Origin of the sequence: Sulfurimonas gotlandica GD1 (assembly GCF_000242915.1) — a bacterium.
Classification (GTDB): Bacteria; Campylobacterota; Campylobacteria; order Campylobacterales; family Sulfurimonadaceae; genus Sulfurimonas; species Sulfurimonas gotlandica.
On record NZ_AFRZ01000001.1, the window covers coordinates 1,508,150 to 1,533,719 of the forward strand.

Annotated in this window: 27 protein-coding genes and 4 tRNA genes; 22 read left to right on the top strand and 9 right to left on the bottom strand. The window is 33.7% G+C overall.

The genetic code is table 11. The features are described 5' to 3' along the window. Positions 1-29: 29 nt before the first annotated feature. A complete protein-coding gene (locus SMGD1_RS14900) occupies positions 30-389 on the top strand; it encodes a CZB domain-containing protein (RefSeq protein ID WP_241761515.1) in 360 nt (119 codons plus the stop codon). A gap of 287 nt (positions 390-676) precedes the next feature. Here SMGD1_RS14900 and SMGD1_RS07450 read toward each other — a convergent pair whose 3' ends face one another. After that, positions 677-2,281 (bottom strand): GGDEF domain-containing protein, encoded by a 1,605-nt coding sequence (locus SMGD1_RS07450; RefSeq protein WP_081444038.1) that lies wholly within the window; start codon positions 2,279-2,281, stop codon positions 677-679. 569 nt (positions 2,282-2,850) lie between these two features. On the opposite strand from SMGD1_RS07450, the gene SMGD1_RS14735 reads away from it, so the two are divergent. Then, entirely contained in the window at positions 2,851-3,021 is a 171-nt protein-coding gene (locus SMGD1_RS14735; RefSeq protein ID WP_008335947.1) for a hypothetical protein, read from the top strand. Between the two features lie 107 nt (positions 3,022-3,128). Further along, a complete protein-coding gene (locus SMGD1_RS07455; RefSeq protein ID WP_008335272.1) occupies positions 3,129-3,692 on the top strand; it encodes a recombinase family protein in 564 nt (187 codons plus the stop codon). 82 nt (positions 3,693-3,774) lie between these two features. On the opposite strand, the gene SMGD1_RS07460 is transcribed toward SMGD1_RS07455, so the two are convergent. From SMGD1_RS07460 to SMGD1_RS07480, 5 genes are all read right to left on the bottom strand, one after another. Further along, positions 3,775-5,676: a putative bifunctional diguanylate cyclase/phosphodiesterase gene (locus SMGD1_RS07460; RefSeq protein WP_008335416.1), complete on the bottom strand. Its 1,902-nt coding sequence runs from the start codon at positions 5,674-5,676 to the stop codon at positions 3,775-3,777. A gap of 467 nt (positions 5,677-6,143) precedes the next feature. Next, positions 6,144-6,232 (bottom strand) — tRNA-Ser (locus tag SMGD1_RS07465). A gap of 27 nt (positions 6,233-6,259) precedes the next feature. After that, positions 6,260-6,333 (bottom strand) — tRNA-Cys (locus SMGD1_RS07470). A 17-nt stretch (positions 6,334-6,350) separates the two neighbouring features. Next, positions 6,351-6,437: transfer RNA gene (locus tag SMGD1_RS07475), tRNA-Leu, on the bottom strand. Between the two features lie 27 nt (positions 6,438-6,464). Continuing rightward, positions 6,465-6,539: transfer RNA gene (locus SMGD1_RS07480), tRNA-Gly, on the bottom strand. Between the two features lie 155 nt (positions 6,540-6,694). On the opposite strand from SMGD1_RS07480, the gene ilvD reads away from it, so the two are divergent. From ilvD to infC, 3 genes are read left to right on the top strand one after another with little or no spacing between them, the layout of a single operon-like run. Then, positions 6,695-8,383: a dihydroxy-acid dehydratase gene (gene ilvD / locus SMGD1_RS07485; protein WP_008336520.1), complete on the top strand. Its 1,689-nt coding sequence runs from the start codon at positions 6,695-6,697 to the stop codon at positions 8,381-8,383. A gap of 16 nt (positions 8,384-8,399) precedes the next feature. Further along, positions 8,400-10,208: a threonine--tRNA ligase gene (gene thrS / locus SMGD1_RS07490; protein WP_008335509.1), complete on the top strand. Its 1,809-nt coding sequence runs from the start codon at positions 8,400-8,402 to the stop codon at positions 10,206-10,208. 20 nt (positions 10,209-10,228) lie between these two features. Next, a complete protein-coding gene (gene infC / locus SMGD1_RS07495) occupies positions 10,229-10,720 on the top strand; it encodes a translation initiation factor IF-3 (RefSeq protein ID WP_008336558.1) in 492 nt (163 codons plus the stop codon). 2 nt (positions 10,721-10,722) lie between these two features. Here the strand turns inward: infC and SMGD1_RS14740 are convergent, their stop codons facing one another. Further along, complete coding sequence (locus SMGD1_RS14740; RefSeq protein WP_008335484.1) at positions 10,723-10,899, bottom strand: hypothetical protein; 177 nt, start codon at positions 10,897-10,899, stop codon at positions 10,723-10,725. Between the two features lie 93 nt (positions 10,900-10,992). Then, entirely contained in the window at positions 10,993-12,306 is a 1,314-nt protein-coding gene (locus SMGD1_RS07500; RefSeq protein ID WP_008336317.1) for an MFS transporter, read from the bottom strand. Positions 12,307-12,382: 76 nt separating this feature from the next. Between SMGD1_RS07500 and rdgB the strand changes: the two genes are divergently transcribed. Beyond that, complete coding sequence (rdgB, locus tag SMGD1_RS07505; RefSeq protein WP_008335108.1) at positions 12,383-12,970, top strand: RdgB/HAM1 family non-canonical purine NTP pyrophosphatase; 588 nt, start codon at positions 12,383-12,385, stop codon at positions 12,968-12,970. 228 nt (positions 12,971-13,198) lie between these two features. Here rdgB and SMGD1_RS07510 read toward each other — a convergent pair whose 3' ends face one another. Continuing rightward, on the bottom strand, positions 13,199-13,969 hold the full coding sequence (locus SMGD1_RS07510) for an undecaprenyl-diphosphate phosphatase (protein ID WP_008336363.1): 771 nt from the start codon (positions 13,967-13,969) through the stop codon (positions 13,199-13,201). An 80-nt stretch (positions 13,970-14,049) separates the two neighbouring features. Between SMGD1_RS07510 and SMGD1_RS07515 the strand changes: the two genes are divergently transcribed. The 15 genes from SMGD1_RS07515 (at position 14,050) to SMGD1_RS07585 (ending at position 25,569) form a co-directional block, all read left to right on the top strand. After that, positions 14,050-14,442, top strand: a complete 393-nt coding sequence (locus SMGD1_RS07515) for a response regulator (RefSeq protein ID WP_008334972.1) — start codon at positions 14,050-14,052, stop codon at positions 14,440-14,442. A 71-nt stretch (positions 14,443-14,513) separates the two neighbouring features. Next, on the top strand, positions 14,514-15,620 hold the full coding sequence (locus SMGD1_RS07520) for a pyridoxal-phosphate-dependent aminotransferase family protein (RefSeq protein WP_008336258.1): 1,107 nt from the start codon (positions 14,514-14,516) through the stop codon (positions 15,618-15,620). A gap of 11 nt (positions 15,621-15,631) precedes the next feature. Next, positions 15,632-16,480 carry an ATP phosphoribosyltransferase regulatory subunit gene (locus tag SMGD1_RS07525; RefSeq protein WP_008336173.1) on the top strand — a complete coding sequence of 283 codons (849 nt, stop codon included), beginning with the start codon at positions 15,632-15,634 and terminating at the stop codon, positions 16,478-16,480. 25 nt (positions 16,481-16,505) lie between these two features. Continuing rightward, entirely contained in the window at positions 16,506-17,753 is a 1,248-nt protein-coding gene (locus SMGD1_RS07530; protein WP_008336339.1) for an adenylosuccinate synthase, read from the top strand. A 10-nt stretch (positions 17,754-17,763) separates the two neighbouring features. Further along, entirely contained in the window at positions 17,764-18,186 is a 423-nt protein-coding gene (locus tag SMGD1_RS07535) for a flagellar export protein FliJ (protein WP_008341059.1), read from the top strand. Next, positions 18,183-18,692, top strand: a complete 510-nt coding sequence (locus tag SMGD1_RS07540) for a MotE family protein (protein WP_008336516.1) — start codon at positions 18,183-18,185, stop codon at positions 18,690-18,692. The genes SMGD1_RS07535 and SMGD1_RS07540 overlap by 4 nt, the downstream gene beginning before the upstream one ends. 73 nt (positions 18,693-18,765) lie before the next feature. Next, positions 18,766-19,317, top strand: coding sequence for a DUF507 family protein (locus SMGD1_RS07545; protein WP_008341060.1), 552 nt, complete (start codon positions 18,766-18,768; stop codon positions 19,315-19,317). Positions 19,318-19,323: 6 nt separating this feature from the next. Continuing rightward, positions 19,324-20,463 (top strand): glutamine-hydrolyzing carbamoyl-phosphate synthase small subunit, encoded by a 1,140-nt coding sequence (gene carA / locus SMGD1_RS07550; protein WP_008341061.1) that lies wholly within the window; start codon positions 19,324-19,326, stop codon positions 20,461-20,463. Positions 20,464-20,706: 243 nt separating this feature from the next. Further along, positions 20,707-22,200: a cytochrome-c oxidase, cbb3-type subunit I gene (gene ccoN, locus SMGD1_RS07555; protein WP_008335693.1), complete on the top strand. Its 1,494-nt coding sequence runs from the start codon at positions 20,707-20,709 to the stop codon at positions 22,198-22,200. 15 nt (positions 22,201-22,215) lie between these two features. Next, positions 22,216-22,908, top strand: a complete 693-nt coding sequence (ccoO, locus tag SMGD1_RS07560; protein ID WP_008336455.1) for a cytochrome-c oxidase, cbb3-type subunit II — start codon at positions 22,216-22,218, stop codon at positions 22,906-22,908. Between the two features lie 12 nt (positions 22,909-22,920). Then, complete coding sequence (locus tag SMGD1_RS07565; RefSeq protein WP_008335127.1) at positions 22,921-23,124, top strand: cytochrome c oxidase, cbb3-type, CcoQ subunit; 204 nt, start codon at positions 22,921-22,923, stop codon at positions 23,122-23,124. A gap of 9 nt (positions 23,125-23,133) precedes the next feature. Next, positions 23,134-24,057 carry a c-type cytochrome gene (locus tag SMGD1_RS07570; RefSeq protein ID WP_008336241.1) on the top strand — a complete coding sequence of 308 codons (924 nt, stop codon included), beginning with the start codon at positions 23,134-23,136 and terminating at the stop codon, positions 24,055-24,057. Positions 24,058-24,067: 10 nt separating this feature from the next. Continuing rightward, the gene (locus SMGD1_RS07575) at positions 24,068-24,277 is read left to right on the top strand and encodes a DUF4006 family protein (RefSeq protein WP_008336097.1); all 210 of its coding nucleotides are present in this window, start codon (positions 24,068-24,070) and stop codon (positions 24,275-24,277) included. A 109-nt stretch (positions 24,278-24,386) separates the two neighbouring features. Further along, a complete protein-coding gene (locus tag SMGD1_RS07580) occupies positions 24,387-25,076 on the top strand; it encodes a hypothetical protein (RefSeq protein ID WP_008336002.1) in 690 nt (229 codons plus the stop codon). Continuing rightward, on the top strand, positions 25,045-25,569 hold the full coding sequence (locus SMGD1_RS07585) for a FixH family protein (RefSeq protein WP_008336319.1): 525 nt from the start codon (positions 25,045-25,047) through the stop codon (positions 25,567-25,569). The genes SMGD1_RS07580 and SMGD1_RS07585 overlap by 32 nt, the downstream gene beginning before the upstream one ends. Position 25,570 lies beyond the last annotated feature (1 nt).

The window sequence follows — 25,570 nt, forward strand, 5'->3', positions numbered from 1 at the left end:
AAAATAAAGATGTTACATATGCAATCTTTATGGTTCTAAGCAAGTTAGACCATCTGTTATTTAAAGCAAATGGATATAAAACAGTATTTACTGGTGAAGCTACTGGGCATTTCGCTTCTGATAATGAGTGTAGACTTGGTAAATGGTACTTTGAGGGAACTGGTAAAGAGAAGTTTGGTAAATGTACAAGTTACTCTAAAATGTCCACTCCACATAAACTAGTACATGATAGCATCAAAAAAGCTGTTGATTGTGTTCAAAAAGGGACTTGTACAGAGGAGTCTCAAAATGTTATGACTTATTTTAATGATGCAGAAAAAGCTTCTATACAAGTAATTGAGAGTCTCAATGCTATGCTTAATGAAGAAAAACAGCTTAGACACAAATAGCTTAATTAGGGGATATAGAAAAGATAGAGTTTAAAACGATAGTGTTCAAGAACCAGTACCTTTTGGAGTATGTTCAAATATTCAACTCTATTTGGAACAATCTTTCAGTTACTAAAAACTGTTCCAAATGTAAGAGGTTATGAGGTTTAAGTTTAGTGTGGCTTCGGATACACTGCAGCTAACTTAACATACTAAATAATACCATATTTTAGAAGTTTTCAAAGTCAATAGCAAGAAAAATAATCTTCTTTAATAGTAATAAATAGCACCGAAAATATAATTCATATCTAATAAGTTAATTGATTTTTACCATTTGTTTTTGATTTATATAAAAGCCTATCTACTCTTGTGAAAATTTCATTCTCTGTATCATTTTGCATAACTTCAGAGACACCTATACTTACAGTAATGGTTTTACTTTTTATAGTTTTTAACTCTGCTTCAACACTTTGCCTAATTTTTTCACTAACTATTATAGCTTCATGTATTGATGTTTGTGCAAATAGTATTACAAACTCTTCGCCACCAATTCTATATAAAAAGTCATTTTGTCTAATCTCTGATTTTATGAGTAGCACTATGTTGATTAATACATTATCGCCTACCCTATGTCCATACTCATCATTTATTTTTTTAAAATCATCTATATCTAACATAGCTATTGAAAAAACTGTATTGTATCTGGAATATAAAGACAATAATTCTTCAATTTTTATGTTGTATGCTCTTCTGTTCATGGAATTCGTAAGTGAATCAATATATGTCATATCTTCTATTTGATGAGTTTTATTATCTATTTCTATCTCTAATGATTTTCTCGTATGTAGCCATTTTGTTTTTACACTCAAATAAAAAATTATACTAAGTAGCCCAGCTAATGCTAGAATTCCTATGACTATATACAAGTATATATCATTATGATAAAGCGCAACTAAGATTTCTTCATGATGATTATGTTTATAAATAAATTTATCTAAATCAATATCCTTATCAATTAAACCCATTACTTTATAAACATTGATTATATTTTGCAGTCTATTTTTATCTAAACAACCTATATTAGTGCTTCCTTCATGATATGCTAAATTTCGTAAAATTTCACCTTCTGCTACTAAATGGACAAGTGATTTATTTTGCGAGTTATATTTATTGTGTATTATTTCTGCACTTCTACCTATATTATTAAAGGCATACTCCCAACCTTTTATTGTAGCATCATAAAATGCTTCACTAAGTTTTTCATTGTCTGCAATAAAAGATGAAGAAGTAAAGAGTATGTCACTATAAAAATCAAATCCATTATCTTTTGGATGTAATATTTTATAATCAATATTTTTGCTTTGTAATCTTATAGGTTCATTTGATGTATAAGAAGCCATAGCATCAGTTTTTTTATTAATGAGATCATCTAAATTAAAACTATGCTCTTGTATTTTGATATCTTCTAACTTTAAATCATTAGCATTTAGCATTGCTACTATCGATGCAGTATCTTTCGCATCATCAGTAATCATAACTCTTTTATTTTTAAGATCTTTTACTTTAGATATACCGCTATCACTACGAACTAATAACATTAATGGAGAGTGTTGAAACATCGCTCCAAGAGCTACTATATCTTTGCCTTGTGCTCTATCAATTAGTATTGATGACCTTCCTATTGCAAAGTCTGCTTCTTTATTTTTTATAGTGCTATATAAATCAGTACCATATTCAAACTCTTTGATGTTTAAATCTATACCAGCTTCTTTATAATACCCTAACTCTTTGGCCATATAATATCCAGCAAAAGCGAATTGGTGTTTCCAGCTTAGTTGTAAATTAATTGTTTGTTCAGATTGTGCAAATAAATTAGAGCACATTAAAGACAGTATTAAAATTATATGTTTCATTGTGCACCTACATATTTAATATTATCGTAAAACAAACATCACACCCAAAAGTTTGATGCATTAAATTCATACGGATTTTCTTTTGGTCGTGTTCTTTAGCAACTTGCAACCTTAATTTTATCGGTATGCGCATGCATTACCAGAGAAGCAGAAACATCAGCAATAGTTGCAATTGAATCCACTATACCCTGCCAATTCTCATATATACTTGGAGATACATCTGGTTTATCGGTTCCTATGTTATAAGTATAATCCAAAGTTTTCTCCATAATTTTTTGTTACGCTAGTTTATAGAACCTATGCATAAATTAGAATTAAGAAATATAACTAATTATTATATAAATTTAATATATTTTGGATACAATCTCAGAACAAATAAGATTTAAAACTATATAAGACCATAAACAATGACTTTCTAGCTATTGGAATGTCCCCTATAAACTAGACAATTACTAAACCTGTACTTTGTGGAGCAAGTATAATTGTTCAAAAATACATATAACGACAGATACAATTGTAAATAATAGAGAAATGTTATAATTCATCTGAATTTTTTTATAGGAATTTACATGACATATGGCGAGTATCACTATCAAGTTAAGTATGACATGAAATTAAAAGATGGTGTATGGAAGGCTAATAAGCCAAATATAAAGATACCAATTAGAATGTCTAGAGAAGAGGCCGATAAATATTACACACTTAAATTTAGAGAGTATTGGAAGAAGTTTGACATATAAATACAATATTTATATTCTTCTAGCCTGTACCTTGTGGAGCAAACCTACCCTTTACAATTCTTCATAATATATGCGATAAATAGTAAGTTCAATAAAAAGGATTTATTATGTATGTAGGTTATGCAAGAGTTTCAACTTCCAGCCAAAATCTTGAGAATCAAATTGATCAACTTAAAGATGCTGGCTGTGTAAAGATTTTCTCTGAAAAAAAATCTGGTAAAAATAAAGCTGATCGTCAACAGTTTAATGTCATGATGGATTTCGTTCGAGAGGGAGATATCCTATTTATTACAAAGCTTGATAGATTAGCAAGGTCTGTAATAGACCTTCAGAATATTGCTAAGTTTTTAGAAGATAAAAATGTTAATCTCAAAGTCATTCAACAGAACATTGATACTACAACACCAGCAGGAAGATTATTATTTACCATGTTAGGTGCTATTGCAGAGTTTGAACGTGATTTAATAAATGAACGTGTTAAAGAAGGTATTGAGGCTGCAAAAAGAAAAGGTGTTCAGTTTGGAAGAAGAGCTATTTTATCTTTCAAGGATAAAAAGGTCATATGCAAACAGCACGAAAAAGGAAAGTCTGTTGCATGGCTTTCAAAGTTTTTTCATGTTGCTCGTAATACGATTTATAGAGCTATTAAAGATGTAGCTAAAAAGAAGTAGCCCATAAAATATTGTTCCAAAATTCAACTCTATTTGGAACAATATTTCCGTTACTAAAATTTGCTCCAAAACTTAGAGGTTTTTATTGATTTTTCAGTAATGCAATAAACTCATCTTCTGTAACAGCCTTAGAAAAATAATATCCTTGATAATATTGACAGTTCTTGCTTTGTAAGTATCTTAACTGATAACCTTCTTCTATACCTTCTGCAATTACGTCTAACCCTAATGTCTGCCCCATTGCTATTATTGTATTTAAAAGTATTCTTTCATTATTTGAATTATCCTTTATATCATCGACAAAGCTTTTATCTATTTTCAATGAATCAATAGGAAAAAGTTTAAGGTATGACAAAGAGGAATAACCTGTTCCGAAATCATCCATACAAATTTTAACATTTAGCTTTTTAATCTTATGGAGTTTTTCAATAGTATCTTCAACATTATCCACCAAAAGACTTTCAGTGATTTCAAGAGCAAGTTGTTTTCCTTTAACCATATGCACTTTTAAAGCTGAATTAACTTGATTATAAATATCTGAATGTTGAAACTGTCTGTTAGAGATATTAATAGATACGTGAATATTATCATATCCATGCAGGTTAAGTTTTGAGATATACTTTATCCCTTCATTAATAACAAATTCACCAATTTTTAATATGAAACCTGTGTTTTCTGCAAAAGGAATAAATTCATTTGGTGGAATAATTCCTTTTGATGGGTGTTCCCATCTAATTAATCCCTCTGCTCCAATAATCTTGCCACTTATAGCATCAACTTTTGGTTGGTAATATAATTTAAACTCATTATTATCGAGAGCTTTTTGTAAATCATTTATAATTTCAACTTCATAGTGTATATCTACGTCTAATTTTGGTTTGAAAAAATTAAAGTTATCTCTACCTTGTTCTTTTGCCTTATACATAGCAATATCCGAAAATTTCATTAACTCAATAAAGTTTATGGAATCATCAGGATAAATTGAAATACCTAGACTAGCTGATAATCTTAGAGTATTTCCAGAAACAATAATATCTTCTCTAAAAATATTTAGAATATTTTTAACTATTTCAAGAATATCATTTTCACTCATAATATCAACAGCGATTATTATAAATTCATCGCCACCAATACGGCTTACAATATCATTCTCCCTTACTGATGATGTTAATTTTTTCGCAACTGCTTTAAGTAGTTCATCCCCAACATCATGACCAAGTGTATCATTGATATTTTTAAAGTAGTCTAAGTCTAAAAATATTACAGCAAATTTTGTTTTGTGCCTATTAGCATTAGATGTAATATATTCTATTTTTGTATTTAAACTATGTCTGTTTGGAAGATTTGTTAAGGTGTCGTGCATTGAGATGTATTCTAAGTCTTTTTTTGTAGTTATTAAATCAACTGTATGCTTAACCTGCTTCTTAACAATATAACCTAAAACAATCAATTCAAAAATTACAAAAACACCATGTAGAATTACAATATCATAACTACACCCATAGTTAAAAATCATAATAGGAGTGTCAAATATACTTACATTATTTGTTTGCAAATAGTTATAAAAGAAGTGATGTATTATTGTAGTTATAGCTCCTATTGTAATTGGAATAATATCTTTATAGATAGTTAATATAGCTAAACCAATAAATACATGAAAATGCATCTCGATACGACCAAGGTGCTGTTGAATAAAAATTAGTGAAAACAGCATCATGGCGATACTAGAGAGTATCATCATTGTGTGTCTGCCTTTATAGTATTTATAAGTAATAAACATCATTAGTGTAACTAATCCACCGCTTATAAAACCATATAGATATGTGTCATATAATATCGATGTAATAAATGTTGCTATAAACCATTGAAAAACAAATACTCGAAGCATTAATTTGTCAGCTTCAATGTTATAATCCATAAATTCAGCAATAGCAGTATCTGGTATTTTTGGAAAATTCAAAAAACGCTTGAAAGTTTTAAGCAACTTAACCCCTCGTTTGGTGCAATATGACTTCAGTATAATTGATATTTAAATATTTTTTAAAAAAAACTATTCTCTTCTTTATTATTGTATCTAATAATGAATTTAAATGATACATGTGTGAATTAATTAAGTATTTGGATGTAAAGTTCAACAAGTTGTAGGTTTTGCAACAGTCATTCGCCAAGAGTTGATCTAAAAAGTCCAAGTCAAAAGTGCGACCAATTTCACCATAAAACTACAATACACTGATAACGTAGACCGGCGAGTCAAGCTTATTCAGTATCCACCCATAAAAAGCCCTTATCATCGAATTATCAGCAAAAATAGCAAGTCAAATCTGCGACTAAAATTGTTATAAAAGCAAAAAAATATTGAAAAAGTTGATTAATGGTATAAAGTGAATAATATAAGAATTAATTATGAAAAATCTCTGTTAGTATCGTAAATAAGGAGATTGTATAAATAGGTGGTGGACCCTCAGAGATTCGAACTCTGGGAGGTATAACCCTCGCCGGTTTTCAAGACCGGTGCATTCGACCAACTCTGCCAAAGATCCACGTTTGTATTTGTAAGTATTATAAATTGGAGGTGCCACCCAGATTTGAACTGGGGATAGCAGCTTTGCAGGCTGCGGCCTTACCACTTGGCGATGGCACCAGTCAATCAATTTTCCATGGTGCCCGGGGCCGGACTTGAACCGGCACAGTATTGCTACCGGGGGATTTTAAGTCCCCTGTGTCTACCGATTTCACCACCCGGGCAACGGGTGTTTTTCAACAATTTATAAATGGAGCGGGAAACGAGGTTCGAACTCGCGACCCCAACCTTGGCAAGGTTGTGCTCTACCACTGAGCTATTCCCGCATTAAAGAACACACTTATTTTTTTAAGTGAGCGGAATTATAGCCATTTAATTTTTGTTTGTAAAGAGTTTTCAGAAAAAATTTCAAATAAAATGGTATAATCGCATTTATATTAAAGTAGTATCATTAAACTAACAACTAGACAGAAGGATTATTATGAGAAGTGACATTATAAAAAAGGGTTTTGACAAAGCACCTCACAGATCACTACTAAGAGCAACTGGTCTTAAAGATGAAGATTTCGACAAACCGTTCATTGGAATAGCAAACAGTTATATAGACATTATTCCAGGACACTTTTTCCTACATGAATATGGAGAAATTGTAAAAGAGGCTATACGTGAAGCTGGTGGTGTACCATTTGTTTTCAATACTATTGGTGTTGATGACGGCATCGCAATGGGTCACGAAGGTATGCTTTATTCTCTTCCCTCACGTGAGATTATTGCAGACTCTATAGAAACTGTTATGAATGCTCATCAGCTAGATGCAATGATTTGTATTCCTAACTGTGACAAAATCGTTCCGGGTATGATTATAGGAGCACTTCGTGTTAATGTTCCTACCATTTTTGTTTCAGGTGGGCCGATGGCAGCTGGACATAAAAAAGATGGTACTCCTATTGACCTTGCAACTGCGTTTGAAGCTGTTGGGCAACATGCTGAAGGTAAAATGAGTGATGAAGAGCTTTATGACATTGAGTGCAATGCTTGTCCAAGTGGTGGAAGTTGTTCAGGAATGTTTACAGCTAACTCTATGAATACTCTTTGTGAAGCTATGGGTATTGCACTTCCAGGAAACGGAACTGTTTTAGCTATGACTCCTGAGAGAATTGCTATGGTTAAAAAAGCTGCAAAACGTATAGTTGAGTTGGCAATAGAAGATAATCCAGCAAAAAATAATCTTCGTAATATTTTAAATGAAAAAGCTGTTCATAATGCATTTGTTGTAGATATGGCAATGGGTGGAAGTTCAAATACAGTTCTTCACATGTTAGCTATCGCTAAAGAAGCTGAAGTTGATTTCCCAATAGAGAAAATCAATGAAATCGCTGACAACGTAGCACACATTGCTAAAATCTCCCCATCATTAACAACTGTTCATATGGATGATATTGATAAGGCTGGTGGCGTTAACGCAGTAATGAAAGAGGTAAGCCGTAGAGGTGGACTTCTTTATCTTGATAATCCTACAGTGACCGGTGAAACCCTTGGTGAGAGAATAGCAGATGCTAAGATTTTAAATGAAGATGTAATTCATACAAATGAAAATGCTTACTCTCAAGTTGGTGGACTTTCAATTCTTTTTGGAAACCTTGCTTTAGAAGGTGCTGTTGTAAAAACTGCAGGAATCGATCCGACAATGAGACAGTTCAAAGGAACTGCGATTTGTTTTGACTCTCAACCAAAAGCTATTGCTGGGATAATGAGTCACAAAGTTAAAGCCGGTGATGTTGTAGTTATTCGTTACGAGGGTCCAAAAGGTGGTCCTGGTATGCAAGAGATGCTAGCTCCGACTGCTCTTATCCAAGGAATGGGTCTTGGTTCAAGTGTTGCACTTATAACCGATGGTCGCTTTAGTGGTGCAACAAAGGGTGCATCAATAGGTCACGTTTCTCCAGAAGCTGCAGAAGGTGGTATGATCGCTTTAATCGAAGACGGAGATGAGATAGAACTAGATACAGACAAGCATTTACTACAATTAAATGTAAGTGAAGAGATTTTGGCTGAGAGAAAAGCTGCATGGAAACCTCATAAAAATGAAGTTAAATCGAAATGGCTTAAAAGATATCAGTTACTAGTTTCAAACGCTTCAAGCGGTGCTGTTTTAAAAACTGAATTATAAAAAAGGAAAATTATAAGTGAATGCAATTGCAATAAAACATAATGGCGAGATTATTGATTTACAAACTGCTAAAGAGCTTGGGTTTGAAGGTGAACAGATTCATCTAGATAACTCTAGCGACTCTTTAGAAGTTCTTCGTCACTCAACAGCTCACTTAATGGCGCAGGCTGTAAAGTCACTTTACCCAGATGCAAAGTTTTATGTAGGACCAACAGTTAAAGAAGGTTTTTACTACGATTTTAAAACTGAATCAGAAGTGGGTGAAGGTGATTTAAAAAATATTGAGAAGCAGATGCTTTCCTTTGCTAAGAAAAAATATGAGATTGAAAAATACGAGATCTCTATGGATGAAGCAAAAGAAAAGTTTAAAGATGATCATCTGAAACTTTCAGTAATGGAAAGAATACCAGGAGATAGAGTAACCATCTATAAGCAAGGTGAGTTTGAAGATCTTTGTCGTGGACCTCACTTACCAAATATTGGTCTTATCAGATACTTTAAACTGCTAAAGATTGCCGGTGCATATCTTGGTGGAGATTCTAAAAATGAAGTGCTAACTCGTATATATGGTATAGCCTTCGCAGATAAAGAGTCTTTAAGTGCACATATGACGATGCTTGCAGAAGCTGAAAAACGTGACCATAGAAAAATCGGTAATGAGATGAACCTTTTCACTTTCCGTGAAGAAGTTGGTGCGGGTTTTCCTATCTGGCTTCCAGCCGGTGGTAGACTTCGCGCAAGACTTGAAAGCTTACTTTATAAAGCTCACCGTAAACGTGGTTATGAGCCTGTTCGTGGTCCAGAGATGCTACGTTCAGATCTTTGGAAGACGTCTGGTCACTACCAAAACTATGGTGAAAACATGTATTTCACTAAGATTGATGACATAGAGTTCGGTGTAAAACCAATGAACTGTGTTGGTCATATTAAAGTATATGAAGATGAATTACGTTCTTACCGTGATCTTCCTATTAAATATTTTGAGTATGGAGTAGTTCACCGTCACGAATTTACTGGTGCACTTCATGGACTTTTCCGTGTTCGTGAGTTTACACAAGATGATGCCCACATATTCTGTACATCAGAACAAATAGAAGAGCAAATTATTGAAGTTGTTGATTTTGTAGATAAGATCATGTCAACATTTGAGTTTGATTATAAGATGATGGTTTCTACTAAACCTGAAAAAGCTGTTGGAAGTGATGAGGTATGGGAAGTTTCTACACAGGCACTTAAAAATGCAATGGACAAAAATAATTTGCCATATGAAATCGATGAAGGTGGTGGTGCATTTTACGGACCGAAGATTGATATTAAGATAACCGATGCCATTGGTCGTGAGTGGCAATGTGGAACAATTCAACTTGATTTTAATCTTCCAGAGCGTTTTGAGCTTGAATATAATGGTGAAAATAACGAGAAAATACAACCAGTTATGATTCATAGAGCAATTTTAGGTTCGTTTGAGCGTTTTATTGGTATATTAACGGAGCATTATGCTGGAGAGTTTCCAATGTTTATCGCTCCAACGCAAGTTGCCATCGTTCCAATCGCTGATACACATCACGGTTATGCGAAGGAATTAGCTGATAAACTTATCGACATAAATGCCGATAGTGAAATATACTCTAAGAATGATTCTTTAAATAAAAGAATCAGAACAGCAGAAAAGACAAGAGTTCCTATGCTTGTTATCATAGGTGATGAAGAGGTTGAAGGTAGGACTGTTGCAATTCGTGACAGAAGAACTAGAGAACAATATAATTTAAGCGAAGATGAATTCTTGAAGCTTATACAAACTAAAATAAATGAGGTAAATTTTTGAGTAAAAAAGACCGTGTCATAATGAATGACGATATCCGTGTAGCAGAGTTAAGATGTAGTATAGACGGAGGGGAGTCACTAGGAATTATTTCTACTGATGAAGCTATGAGTAAAGCAAATGAGTTAGGAATGGACTTAGTTCTAATTGCTCCAACTGCAAAACCACCAGTTGCTAAAATCATGGACTACGGTAAATACAGATACCAAGAAGAGAAAAAACTCAAAGAGCAAAGAAAAAATCAGGTAAAAATCGTTGTAAAAGAGATTAAGCTATCTGTAAAAATTGCTGAAAATGACATTGCTTATAAAGTTAAGCATGCTCGCGAGTTCTTGGAAAAAGGATTTCATGTAAAATTTCGTGTATTCTTAAGAGGTCGTGAAATGGCACATCCAGAAGCAGGTAAAGAAGTTCTACTAAGAGTCTGGCCAATGGTTGAAGATCTTGGTATAATGGAAAAACCACCTAAGTTCGAAGGACGCTACTTTAATATGTACGTTACTCCTCAGAAATAGTATTATACTTTTCTGTAGTCAATTCCCTCTTCACATGTAAAGATGAGATTTTGTATAATCTCGTCTTCGCCTGTTTTGCCTTCCCCAAATTTATCTAAAAAGCCTATTTCAATCTTTTTCTCTTTTTGAGTACCGATCTCCTCATAACTTAATAGATATTCAATATATAAGTCATTCATATTCTCCATCCTTGTGTAGAAAAATATAAAAATAAAGTGTAAAAATAATGTAAATATATTTAAAAAAAAGAGGAAGAAGGGAAAGCTAAAATCTTATAAAGAGATTTTAGCTTTTAAGTCGTTTTCATTTATTGCATCTGCTACATATTTTACTACAACTAAGTTTTCTGTTTCGTTTACATACCACTCAGCAATATGTTCATGCTCAAGTTCGCTTAGTTTGGCCGTGTCTACAAGATCTTGTGAAAGAAATAAATGTGAGTGCTTAGTAGGATTTTGTAATTTAAGCGTCCATAATAGCCAGATAGTCGCAAGGACTGCGACAGAGATGCCGATAGTTCCTCTGTCACTAATATCAAGCATAAGACCAGCAAGTGTACCACCAATAAATGTAGCAAAATATGCTACAGAGTTAGAAATACCAAGTGCAGCACCTTTCTGGTGAACTTTAGCAAACTTTGTTATCATGGACTGTACAAGTGGCTCCATCATATTAAATGCGATAAAGAACATCGACACACCAACAATAAAGAGAGTGCTAGACACAGTAAGCCCCATAAGCAGAAATGAGCCAATAAAAAGAACGATAGATATTAAAAATATCTGTTTAGGTTTGTTATGCTTTTCTCCAAATACTGCAGCAGGCCCCATAGCAATAAGTCCAAGTATCATAGCTGGAAGATAAGCCATATAAAGATCACTCTTCTCCCAAGCAAATGCATCACTTGTCAAGATAATCGGGATTAGAACAAAAGCAACGGTCATAAGACCTTTTTGCATTGCATTGATAATTATCATGTTTAAAAGATTTGAATCTTTTAAAATATCAGAAGTTTTTGCATTTTCGTGATAAGTGTGTTTGATTCTTGGGGGAGTAGGGACTTTTGTAAACAGCAGTATCATTGCAAGTATCGCAAGAACTCCTGTTATAATGAAAAGAGTGTCAACACCATAAGAAGCACCTATTACTGGCCCAAGACCCATTGCAATAGCAAAACTTATGGCAATAGTCGCACCCATGATTGCCATCGCTTTACCTCTAACTTCTTCTTCTACTAGATCAGAAATCATAGCAGTAACAACTGAACCAATTGCTCCAGCACCCTGAAGGAAACGTCCTATCATTAGTGTATAGATATCAGTTGCAAATGCCGCAATTAAAGAACCTATTAAGAAAATAATAAGACCGATAAGAATAGTTGGTTTTCTTCCTATTCTGTCACTCATTATTCCAAATGGTACTTGGAAAATAGCTTGTGTAAGTGCATAACCACCAACAATAATACCAACTAAAAGAAGGTTGTCTGTCATAGAAGCCGCATAGATAGAGATAACAGGTAAAACTAAAAATAGACCTAAGAATCTAAGTGAAAGGATAGCTGAGAGAGGGAAAACTTTTTTAAACATGAATTGCCTTAATAATTTGAGTATAATTTCGAGATTATATATAAATTATTATTACATACACTATAAGGAATAAAATTTGAAATTAGTTTTAGCTACATCTAATAAAGGCAAAGTTCGAGAGATACAAGCACTATGTGAAGATTATGAAGTTATTCCATATAGTGAACTAATTCAAGAGTTTGAAATAGTAGAAGATGGTAGCAGTTTTAAAGAAAACGCTCTTATAAAAGCAAGAGCTGTTTATAAAGCTTTAAATAATGAAGATGTAATTGTTTTAGCAGATGATAGTGGTATAAGTGTTGATGTACTTGATGGTAAGCCTGGTATCTATAGTGCACGACATGCAGGTTCAGATGCTAATGATAAAGACAATTTATATAAGTTAATAGAAGATATAAAAGCTGAAAATGTAGAATCTTCGCCTGCTCACTATACTGCAGCAATAGCAATAGTTACAAAGAACGGTGAATATAGTGTTCATGGATGGATGCATGGAACTGCCTTAGCTAAAGCAATTGGTGATGGTGGATTTGGGTATGACCCTATGTTTATTCCACTTGGATATGATAAAACATTGGGAGAGTTAAATGATGAGATTAAGAAGAAGTTGTCTCATAGAGCGAAAGCACTGAGCTTAGCGAAGAAAATTCTTCAAAGTATTTAAAATCCATCCTTGGATATTTCTAAGGTCATAAATCGATGATTCATCCGTTGATCATTTATTAATTTAGACTCGTCTGTAACGTTGTTTATAATATTTTTTGACTTAGAATATAAAAAGAAATTTCCAGTCTTTCCATAAAACTATGTAAGTGGTCGTTGTATCTGCTTATTGTTTGCATAATACCTCCTTTAACAATGTCAAAGGAGACAAAGCAAATACTATTCCTTTTTAATTAAATAGAATTAGAAGTAATACACCAAAGATTATTCTATAGATGCCAAAAGCAACAAAAGTGAATTTTTCCAAAAATACCAAAAAGAGTTTTATAGTCAAATATGCAACAAAAAATGAGACTACAAAACCAACTGCTAAAGTCATCAAGTTTGCATCGCTAAATTCATGATAATGTTTTAATAAATCATAAGCAGTAACAGCGCTCATAACAGGAAAAGCGAGTAGGAAGCTAAACTCTGCACTGGCTTTTCTGCTCAGTCCAACTAGTAATGCACCAATGATTGTCGAACCTGCTCTACTTGTTCCAGGAATAAGTGCAAATATTTGAGCAAAACCAATAATGAGAGATTGTTTTAAAGTTACTTCTTCGACATCATTAATCAACTTTGTCTCATTTGGTATAAAAAATTTCTCAACAATTAAAAATATCACACCGCCAATGATAAACATGATAGCTACAATCTCAATTGAAAAGAGTGCTTTTATTTGTGAAGAAAATATAAAACCAACTACACCAATAGGAAGAAAAGCTAGAAAAACTTTACTCCATAAATCTATTTTTTTGATAGTGAATTTATCTTTGTAGTTGAAAATAACAGCTAGAATTGCAGCGAATTGAATGATGACTTCGTAAGCTTTTGTTACACTTGTCTGGTTTATCCCTAAGAACTCACTGGCAACAATCAGATGCCCTGTAGATGAGATTGGTAAGAACTCCGTAAAGCCCTCTATTACACCTAGAATTATCGAATCAAATATTGTCACAAAACACCTTTATAAAGAAAAATTTTATTTTACTATGATAGACTTATTCGAACGAAATTTTAGCATATTAAAGAGAAGATATGAATGTATTGATTGTAGATGACAGTAAAATAGTAAGGCGTGTTTTATCAAATACAGTACGTCGCTATTTTAAAGCACCAGAATGGAATGAACTGAATCTGTTTGAAGCAGAAGATGGATTAGAAGCTATGGCGCAGATGAAAAAAGAGAAAGTAGATATCATGCTACTAGATTGGAATATGCCAAATATGACTGGAGAAGAAGTTGTAGAAGCAGTTCGAGCGAATAAAGATTGGAATAAAACTCGTATAGTAATGGCTACAACAGAGGGTGCAAAAGCAAATGTTTTAAAGATGATAAAAAAAGGTGCTAATGGCTATATGGTTAAGCCATTTCAAGAAGAAAATATTTTTAAAACACTAGCTAATATTACTGCGCGGATGCCTAAATAATCCAAAATTTAAGTTATTTCGATACAATACGAGGTTTTAAATTATAAATATAATCTCGTAGGAATTTTTACATGCTACTTTTTACGCCTGGACCAACACCAGTACCTCAGAATGTTCGAAATGCAATGAGTGATGAGACAATGCATCACCGTACCCCAGAATTTGAAGCAATTTTTGAAAAAACAAGAAAGCATCTTTTTAATCTTTTCAATACTGATGAAGTGATTATGCTTGCATCTAGTGGAACTGGTGCAATGGAAGCAGCGGTAATCAACCTCTGCCATAACACACTTTTAAATGTAAACTCTGGAAAATTCGGAGAGAGATTTGGAAAAATAGCAGTTGCTAATGGACTAAAAAACGTAGAAATAAAAAATGAGTGGGATATACCAGTAAGTATTGAAGCAATTGTAGAGGCTGTAAAAGAAAATAGTAACATTGATGCTATTGCAGTTCAGATAAGTGAATCAGCCGGTGGACTTCGTCATCCAGTTGAAGAATTAGCTAAAGCAGTGAAAGAGATAAACCCTGATATTATGATTATTGCCGATGGTATTACTGCTGTTGGTGTTGAGAAGATTGACGTTACTAACATCGATTGTCTTATTGCAGGGAGTCAAAAAGCGCTTATGCTTCCTCCTGGTCTTTCAATTCTTGGACTAAGTACTGCTGCAATTACTAAGATTGGAGCTGGGAAAGGTTACTATTTTAACCTTGCATCTGAGATAAAAAATCAGAAAAAAAACACAACTGCTTATACGGCGGCAACTACACTCATAATCGGTCTTTTAGAAGTTCTAGAGACTATAGAAAATGATGGTGGAGTAGAGAAACTTTACAGTGACACTGAACTTAGAGCTACAGCTGTACAAGCTTCACTTGAAGCGATTGGATTACATGTTTATCCGAGTACTCCTGCTAAATCAATGACAACAATTGATGATGAGAATGCGTCCGAGATTAGAAAACTTTTAAAAGTTGAATTTTCAGTTAATGTAGCTGGTGGACAAGATCACTTAAATGGAAAAATTTTCCGTATAAATCAGATGGGACTTATCCCAGTTTATGAGATGGCTTGGGTTGTAAATGCAGTTGAGCTAACTCTTTCTAAGCTTGGCCGTAGAGAATATGATGGAACGGCTAACAAAGTATTTAATGAAATACTATTTCAAAAATAAAGAGACTATAGATGATACTTGAGCACGAAATTCCAAATGGTTCTAAACTTTACTTCGGTAAAAGTGCCAAAGCTAAGCGAGATATAGAGAATATTGCAAGTGATATATTAGATGCTAATGGGTTTGAAGAAATAGTTACTCCACTATTTTCTTATCATCAGCATCTAAGTATTGCAGATGAAAAAAAGTTGATAAAAGTAAATGATGCAAAAAATAACTCTATTTCTATTCGTGCAGACTCAACAATAGATGTTGTTCGTATCATCGAGAAAAGACTTGGCAGAAATACACAACACAGAAAGTGGTTTTACATACAACCGGTTTTTACTTACCCTACAACAGAGCAGAACCAAATAGGTGCTGAGTTTATGGGTGAGAAAAAACTATCGTCTGTTATGAATATTGCAAATGAAATTTTGAGTAAATTGGATGTAAAACCTTTAGTTCAAATATCAAACATAAAAATTCCTAAGATTCTAGTAGGGATGTTTGATGAGTTGACTCTTGATGATTTTAGACATATAAATATTGAGAAATTTTTAAATCTAAAAGTTGAGTGGTTTGAAAAGCTTATATATCTTCAGTATGTTGAACAGATTGATGAATTATTAGAGATTGTCCCAGAATCTATAAAGATTGAATTACTTAAAATGAAAGAATTGAGTGTTGAGACAGCATACGACAATACGGTCTTAGCACCTATGTACTATGCAAAAATGCTTTACTATGATGAGTTGTATTTCAGAGTAATAGATAAAAATGAAGTGTACGCTAGAGGTGGAAGATATAAAAATGAAGATCTGACTTCAGTTGGATTTGCAATTTATACAGATGCACTTTGTGAAACATTAACTAAATAAATATTAGAAAGAAAGAGGAAGATTTATGAAAGCAGATTTAATTGTCGGTATTCAGTGGGGTGACGAAGGAAAAGGTAAAATAGTTGACAGACTAGCTAAAGAGTATGACATGGTTTGTAGAAGCCAAGGTGGTCATAATGCCGGTCATACTATCTGGGTTGATGGTGTTAAATTTGCACTTCACCTAATTCCTTCAGGTGTACTAAACCCTCAAGCTATAAATGTTGTTGGCAATGGTGTTGTTTTATCGCCAGAGTCAATCATCAAAGAAATGGTTCAGTTCGAAGGGCTAGAAGGTCGTCTTTATATCTCAGATAAAGCACACTTAAATCTACCTTACCACGCTCTGATAGATCAAGCAAAAGAGAGATTAAAGGGCGATAAAGCTATCGGTACAACAGGTAAAGGAATCGGGCCTGCTTATTCTGATAAAATAAATCGTACAGGTTTTAGAGTTGGTGAACTTTTAAATCCTGCAAAACTTTGTGCATCTATCATAGAGTACTTTGAGCAAAATAGAGCTATTTTTGATATATATGAAATTCCGACTCCAACTGAGTCTGAACTTCTTGCAGAATTAGAAAGTTACAAAGCTAAACTTGCTCCATTTATCACTGATACTACTCAGATGGTATGGAATGCTTTAGACGCAGATAAAAGAATCCTATTAGAGGGTGCTCAGGGAACTATGCTAGATATAGATCATGGGACATATCCATATGTTACTTCATCTGCAACTGTTAGTGCTGGTGCTTGTACAGGTCTTGGAATTAACCCTAAAGATATTGGTAAAGTTATAGGAATTGTTAAAGCTTACTGTACTCGTGTTGGTAACGGGCCATTCCCAAGTGAAGACTTAGGTGAAGCTGGTAAAAGACTAGGTAAGCAAGGTCATGAGTTTGGAACAACAACTGGTCGTGCTAGAAGATGTGGCTGGTTTGATGCGGTAGCAACTAGATATGCAAGTCGTTTAAACGGTTGTGATGAACTAGCTCTAATGAAGCTAGATGTACTTGACGGTTTTGATGAAGTTAAAGTTTGTATCGCATATGAGCTTGACGGAAAAGAAATAGATTACCTTCCATCAAACTTAGAAGATGTTACACCAATTTATAAAACTTTCAAAGGTTGGGATAACTCTGTAGGAGCTAGAACTTTTGATGAGCTTCCTGCATCTGCACAAGATTATGTTAAAATTATTGAAGAAATTTCAAAAACAAAAGTAGGAATTATTTCTACTTCTCCTGAGAGAGATGACACAATAATTTTATAAGGAAACAGCTGTGAAAACTCGCTTTAGTTCATTGGTTAAACTTAAAAAAAGTACAATGGATAAGAGTGAGCGAATCGTTCAAAAAGCCAATGCAGACCTTAATAGTGCCGCCATGGCACTAGAAATAGCATACCAATCAATCCAAGATATAACACCTCCACAAAGCGGCAATATGAAAGAGTTTATAGCAAACAGAACTCTTCTCTCATCTGGACGCGGTATGATAGATCACAACAAAGAATGGGTGGGATTTGCTAAAAATCAGGTAAATCAAGCAAAAGAAAAACTAAAACTTGATATGATTGAGCATGAAAAGTTTAAGCATTTAGAACTTCAAGAGATTGAAAAAGAGATAAAAAAGATAAAACTAAAAGAGATGAAAGACTTAGACGAAGTTGCTCTAATGACTCACGCTTACAAGGGAAATATTTGAGACTATTTATATTAGTTATTTTTACTTTTACATCTCTTATGGCACTTCAAACTAGTGATAAGCTTTTTGAATGTACTGAGATATTTAAAGAGAGAAAGAGCGAGCTTTTAGTTGAACTAGAACGAATAGATGAACAAAAACAAGCTCTAAGTGCTTTAAAAACTGCCACAGAAGAATTGTTAAAAAAGAAAGAAACTAGGCTAAGTCAAAAAGAAGAAGTAGTAGACAAAAAGCTAAATGAGATTACTACAAAAGAAGACTCAATCAAAAAAATGCTTAACAGAAATGAAGAAGTCTTAAAAGAAACAAAAAGCATAAAGATGGATAAAATTGCTCAAACATTTGCTAAAATGAAAGATGCATCTGCTGCCAATATTCTCTCTGATATGGATCCTAAAGAAGCCGCGTCTATATTGAGTTCTCTTAAACCAAAAACAGTTGGAAAAATATTGACAAAAATGGATCCAAAAAAAGCATCTGAGCTGACACTACTTTTAGCTAATTGATACAAGGCATAATCAAACTCTAATCATAATTACTGTAAAATGCATAAATTATTTTAACAACTAGGGTCTATCGATGAAAATATCACTAAAAGCTGTACCTCATATATCTAATAAAATCGCAATTGATTTAAATAAGAGTGGTGTTGTTACGATGACAAAAGGGCTAGAAGCTGTCGCACATGAGGCTGAAAAAATACTTATTCACAATGTGAAACAAGAGATGGCACTAGAAGATAAAGCTGGTGAAATCTGTGATGATAATGAAGAAGAGATAGAGTTTATGCTTGCTGATGAGAGACAGCTTTTCTTTATGATAAAGAAAAAACTTGCTCCTGAATTTGGTGTAATACTAAACTATGAAGAGAGATACTCAGATATTTCTCATAAAATTTTAGATGAACTTTATGAAGAAGATCTGATTCATTTTGAAGTTACAGAAAATAGAATTAAAAATATTATCTACGGTGCAATAACATCTTTTATAGCAGATGCTTCTGAGCTAGACGAAGCAGTTATGAATAAGATAAGATCATATAAAAAGAGATATATTCCGGGAACTGACGAGTTTGAAATTTTATATGAAAAAATTTATAGAGAAGAGTTAATAAAAAGAGGTATGGAGTAAATGCAAATGAGTGAAGTGTCAAAAAAAGTATATGTTTATCTTGAAAATGGAACCTTTTTAGAAGCAAATAGTTTTGGTGCTGATGATACAGTAGTCGGTGAAATAGTTTTTAATACATCTATGAGTGGTTACCAAGAGATTATGTCTGATCCATCTTATGCAGGTCAGTTCGTTACGTTTACAATGCCAGAGATTGGTAACGTTGGTGTAAATGATCAAGATATGGAGAGCTCAAAAGCACACGCTAAAGGCATGATAGTTAGAAAATATCAAGCAAGGTATTCTAACTTTAGAGCAGAGGAATCATTAAACGCTTTTTTAATTAAGCATAACATTATGGGTATATGCGACATTGATACGAGATTCTTAACAAAGATGATTAGAAACGAAGGTGCTATGATGATGGTAGCTTCTACAAGTATCAGCGATAAAGATGAACTAAAGAAAATTTTAGAAAACTCTCCTCGTATTGAAGATGTCAACTACATAGAGCAGGTAAGTACAAAAAAAGCCTATAAACATGAAACTTCAACTTACTCTTATCGTGAATTTGAATATGAAGCAGCTCCAACTGCAAAAGCAAATATAGCAGTAATAGATTTTGGTGTTAAGCGTAATATTTTAAATGAAATAGTTAGTGCAGGCATTGGTGTTGAAGTTATACCAAATGACTTTAGTGCAGATGACTTAATTGCTAAATATAACGATAAATCAATTGATGGTGTCTTCTTATCAAATGGTCCAGGTGATCCTCTTGTTTTAAAAAAAGAGCAAGAACAAATCAAAAAACTAATAGTTGCTAAAATTCCTATGTTTGGTATCTGTTTAGGTCATCAACTGCTTTCAATCTCTCACGGTTATGACACGTTTAAGCTTAAGTTCGGTCATCACGGTGGAAATCACCCTGTAAAGAATATAAAAACAGGTTTAGTTGAAATTACAGCTCAGAATCATAATTATAATGTACCTGATAATATTGTAGAAATCGCAGAAGTTACACACACTAATCTTTTCGATAATACTATAGAAGGTTTAAGATATAATGATTCACCAATCTTCTCAGTTCAACACCATCCAGAGGCTAGTCCTGGGCCAAAAGAGAGTAAATATATTTTCTCAGAGTTTCTATCTCTAATCAAAAGATAATATAGATGCCTCTTGGCATCTATTAGTACACAAAACAATACATCTTTCTAAAACACTTTCTTAAAGTTATATAAAATTACAAAAGTAAACAAAAAACTAATAAAAAAACGAATTTGTCACGAAATAGTCACTTTTTAAGATACTTTAAACTTTTCTATGGCTATAGTAGCACTGTTAATTAGTCTAATTATTTAATTTTATTTAATTAGTCTTAATTGCTTTGAATCTTTAAGGAGGCTATATATGGAGAATCGTCCATTAGAGTACGACTATACGGTTGCAAAGATGTTCATGTTCACAACAATTATTTTAGGAATTGTTGGTATGCTCATCGGTGTAATTCTAGCTTTTCAACTTGCTTATCCAGGACTAAATACAGTTCTAGGTGAAGGTTTAGCTGAATACACTAACTTTAGTCGTCTTCGTCCATTGCATACAGATGCAATAATATTTGGTTTTACACTAAGTGGTATTTTTTCTACTTGGTATTATGTTGGTCAGCGTGTTCTAAAAGTATCAATGGCAGAGTCAAAACTGTTGATGGTTTTAGGTAAATTACACTTTTGGTTATATTTAGTAGGTGTTGCAGCTGTTGTTGTTTCACTGTTTGCTGGTGTAACAACTTCAAAAGAGTATGCTGAATTTGAGTGGCCAATCGATATCGCTATCGTTATCGTATGGGTAATATGGGGTATGGGTGTATTCGGTCTTATTGGTATTCGCCGTGAAAAATCACTTTATATTTCAATTTGGTACTATATTGCTACTTTCTTAGGTATAGCAATGCTTTATCTTTTCAACAACATGGAGATACCTACAATTTTAGGTGCTGCTGCTGATGGAACAAGTGGACATGGTGCATGGTATCATTCAGTATCTATGTATGCTGGTACAAATGATGCACTAGTTGAGTGGTGGTATGGTCACAATGCAGTTGCATTTGGTTTTACTGTTCCTATTGTTGCTATGATTTATTACTTTTTACCAAAAGAGTCTGGTCAAGCAATCTATTCATATAAGTTATCATTACTTTCTTTTTGGGGATTAATGTTCGTATATCTATGGGCTGGTGGTCACCACTTATTATACTCAACTGTTCCAGATTGGATGCAGACTATGGGTTCAATATTCTCAGTAATTCTGATTCTTCCTTCATGGGGTTCAGCGATTAATATGCTTCTTACAATGAAGGGTGAGTGGCAGCAAGTTGCAGCTTCTCCATTGATTAAGTTTATGGTTCTTGGTTCAACATTCTATATGTTCTCAACATTAGAAGGTCCTATTCAAGCAATTAAATCTGTTAATGCTATTGCACACTTTACTGACTGGATTGTTGGTCACGTTCATGATGGTACACTTGGTTGGGTTGGCTTTATGATTATGGCTGCACTTTTCCATATGGCTCCTCGTGTATTCAAGCGTGAGATATATTCTAAGTCTTTAATGGCTACACAATTCTGGATTCAAACTTTAGGTATCGTTTTATACTTTACTTCTATGTGGATCGGTGGAATTACTCAAGGTATGATGTGGCGTGCTCACGATGAATTTGGTAACTTAGCTTACTCATTCATTGATACAGTTACTGTTTTACATCCTTACTACACTATTCGTGGTGTCGGTGGATTATTATACTTAGTTGGTTTCTTGATGTTTGCTTATAACATTTATAAAACTATGTCTGCTCGCCCTGTTGAAGAGTCTGAGCTACAAAATGCTACGCCTATGGGCGCATAATAGAAAGGATTTAATATGTTTCATTGGTTAGAAAAACATCCGTTCTTTTTTGCGGTAGGTGTGTTTTTAGTGATTTCGTTTGCGGGTTTAGTTGAAATTCTTCCAAACTTTGCTCAAGCATCTCGTCCAGTAATCGGTACTACTCCATACTCTACTTTAGAGTTAGCAGGTCGTCACGTTTACATTAAGAACAGCTGTAATGCATGTCATTCACAACTTGTTCGTCCATTTAAATCAGAAACTGACCGTTACGGTCACTACTCTTTAAGTGGTGAGTATGCATATGATCGTCCATTCCTATGGGGTTCAAAAAGAACTGGTCCAGATTTAATGCGTGTAGGTAACTACCGTACTACTGACTGGCACGAGAATCATATGAAAGATCCAGCTGGTGTTGTTCCAGGTTCTATTATGCCTGCATACCGTTGGATGTTTACTAATGCTGCTGATATTGACACTGCTTTTGCAGAACAATTAACAATAGCACAGTTCTTTTCAGTTCCTTATAACAAACCAGTTCCTATGAAAGATGGGTCTACTGCGGTTGTTAAAATGGGTTCTAGTGTTGCAGAAGCAAATGCTTTAGCTTTAGCTGAAGCAAAAGTAATTGCAGCAGACATGAAAGATCAAGATGTTAAAGATGCAGTAGCTAATGGTAAAATACCTGAAATAGTTGCTTTAATTGCATATTTAAACTGTCTTAAATAGTAAAGGATTATAGTGGATATTGCACAATTACAGGCTTATGGTTATTTTACGCTAGTACTTTTACTGGTAGTTGGACTCTATGGTTATATTTACCATCTGTACACTAAAAGAAAAGATGCTGATGGTATTGACTATGAGAAGTATAGCAATATGGCACTACACGATGATATAGATGATACTCCGGTACTGTCTAAATCAGATGATAAAGAGAAATAGGAGAGATATATGAATAAGCTTTATCTTGGGGGAATTATCTTTGCTGCTTTAATGCTACTATTGACTTACTTGTCTATAGCTGGTTCTGAGGGTGGTTTAAATGGTGATATCGTCAATATGCTTGCAGTTACAGGGGCGGTTGCACTTGTAATAATTACAGTTTTTGTAGTTATCAAGTATGTTCGTCAAATGCAAACTGATACTGCTGATGGTCAGCTTGCTGATGAGCAGTGGGATGGCATTGGTGAGTATTTAAATGAGTTGCCTATGGGTTGGGCAATTATGTTCTTTTTACTTATTGTTTGGGGTATGTGGTATATGATAGCTGGTTATCCTGTAAATTCATATTCACAAATCGGTGAGTATAATGAAGATACGGCAGCACATAATGCTAAATTTGAAACACAGTATGGTTCTATTACTGGTGACAGATTAGTTGAAATGGGTGAGTCAGTATTTATTGCAGAGTGTAAAATCTGTCACGGTCTTAAGGCTGATGGTATTGATGGTAAAGCTGCAAATCTTAATAAAAGAATTGAAGCTAAGGTAGTTAAATTTGCTGTAGAAAATGGTTCGAATAATCATTTACTAGGTTCTGAAATGCCAATGCCTGATCGTAATGGTCTTTTCAATGGTAACACAGGCGCTTTAATTACTGATGCTGAGATCGATGCAGTTTCTGCTTATGTTGCAAATGGTATGACTGGCGCTGGCGCTGACATATTTGTTGGAACTTGTGCAGCTTGTCACGGTGAAGATGGTAAGGGTATGGAATACGTAGCACCAAGTATCGCTACATTTACTCCAGCACTTGTTACTAACGTTCTTAACCATGGTAAAAAAGGTGTTATCGGTAAAATGCCAGCATTTGATAGATTAAATGCTAAGCAAAAAGAAGCTGTTGGTGCATACATCACTAGCTTAAGTAAATAAGGAGTCAGGTATGAATGAAAATAGAAGCGTATTTGCTCTTGACGGTATAACTGGTATGTTAATTGCAACAGTATTATTGCTAACTATCCTTGTTACTCTAACAGTGCTTGGTCTTGGTGTGCAGAATGCTAATGCTGCTAATTATTACGAAGTTAAAAATGAAAATACAATAAAAATGTTCGGTTCTTCAAGAGCCGATCATATTGTTGATGTAAAGTAAGGGAGTAAATTATGGATAAATTAATTACAATTGGCCTAATTATTTCGGCTATTTATACTGCGTTTGCTGTACTTACACCAAATCATCTATACATAGGTTAGGAATTTTTTTGAAATTTCTAAGTAGAGGGCTTTATGCCCTCGTCCTCACAATATTTTTTCAAACGTCACTAACTGCAGAATATTTATATAAAGACGAAGTAATATTTAATCCGGCATTTAATGCTGAAGTAAATAAACTTGGATCAGAGCTTTATGAAAAAACAGGAATCGCTGTAAGACTTGTTATGCTTAAAGAATTACCGCATGGCACTAATATAGTTCAGTATGAACAAGAGTTATTGAAGAACTTTTCTACACCGACTATACTTCTTACTTTTTCTGAAATGGATTCAAAAGTAGATATACTTGCTTATCCAACTTCTTTATATGAGTATTTTGACAAGAAACAGATACTTAGCCCAATATCTTCACCTGTTCAAGCATTTGTTATAGCTCTTCTAAATTTTGATTTTAGTGACATGACAAGTGGTGGAACTATCTTACCTCTTCTTGCAGGTAAAGCAAAGAAAGGTGAAGTCTTAGGTAAGTACTCAGCATCTATGTTTAACGGTTATGCAGATATAGCAGAACAGATAGCGAATTCTAAAGGCGTCGTTTTAGAAAACGCTGTAGGAAGTGCTAATCAAAACAGTATCTTGGCTGTGAAAGTGTTATTTTACGGTTTCATTGTTTATGGTATATTCCTTTATACAAAAAGAAGATTATATGCAAGAAGGCAGAGACTTGAAGAAAAATAAAGGCTTGATTTGGCCATACGCAATTGGTACATCGATAGTATTAGTTTTTGGTGCTTGTGTGGCTACCGTTATAATTACATCTACGCTTCCGGTTGAGAAGAGTGATACATATATGATGGGTTATCATGAAGCAGATGCAAAAGCTAATGAACTCATTGAAGCTCGTATAGCATTTGATAAAAAATATAAAATTGAATATGTAACAGATGGTCTAAGTTTAGATAGTAGTGTTGTAAAATATAAGGTTAGTGATTTAAACTCACAAGCTGTTGCGAATGCTAAGATAGAAGTTGTAGTTACAAGACCAAATAACCACAAGCATGATCAGACTTTAAAATCTTCAAATTATGAAAATGGCGTATATACATTTCCTGCAATTAAGTTACCAGTTGAAGGCAGATGGGATATTATGGCTAAAGTTAATGTTGGAGATGTTCAAAGATTCTACAATGTAAAAGCTGATACAAGAGCAAAAGGCGCTTACGAATACTAAT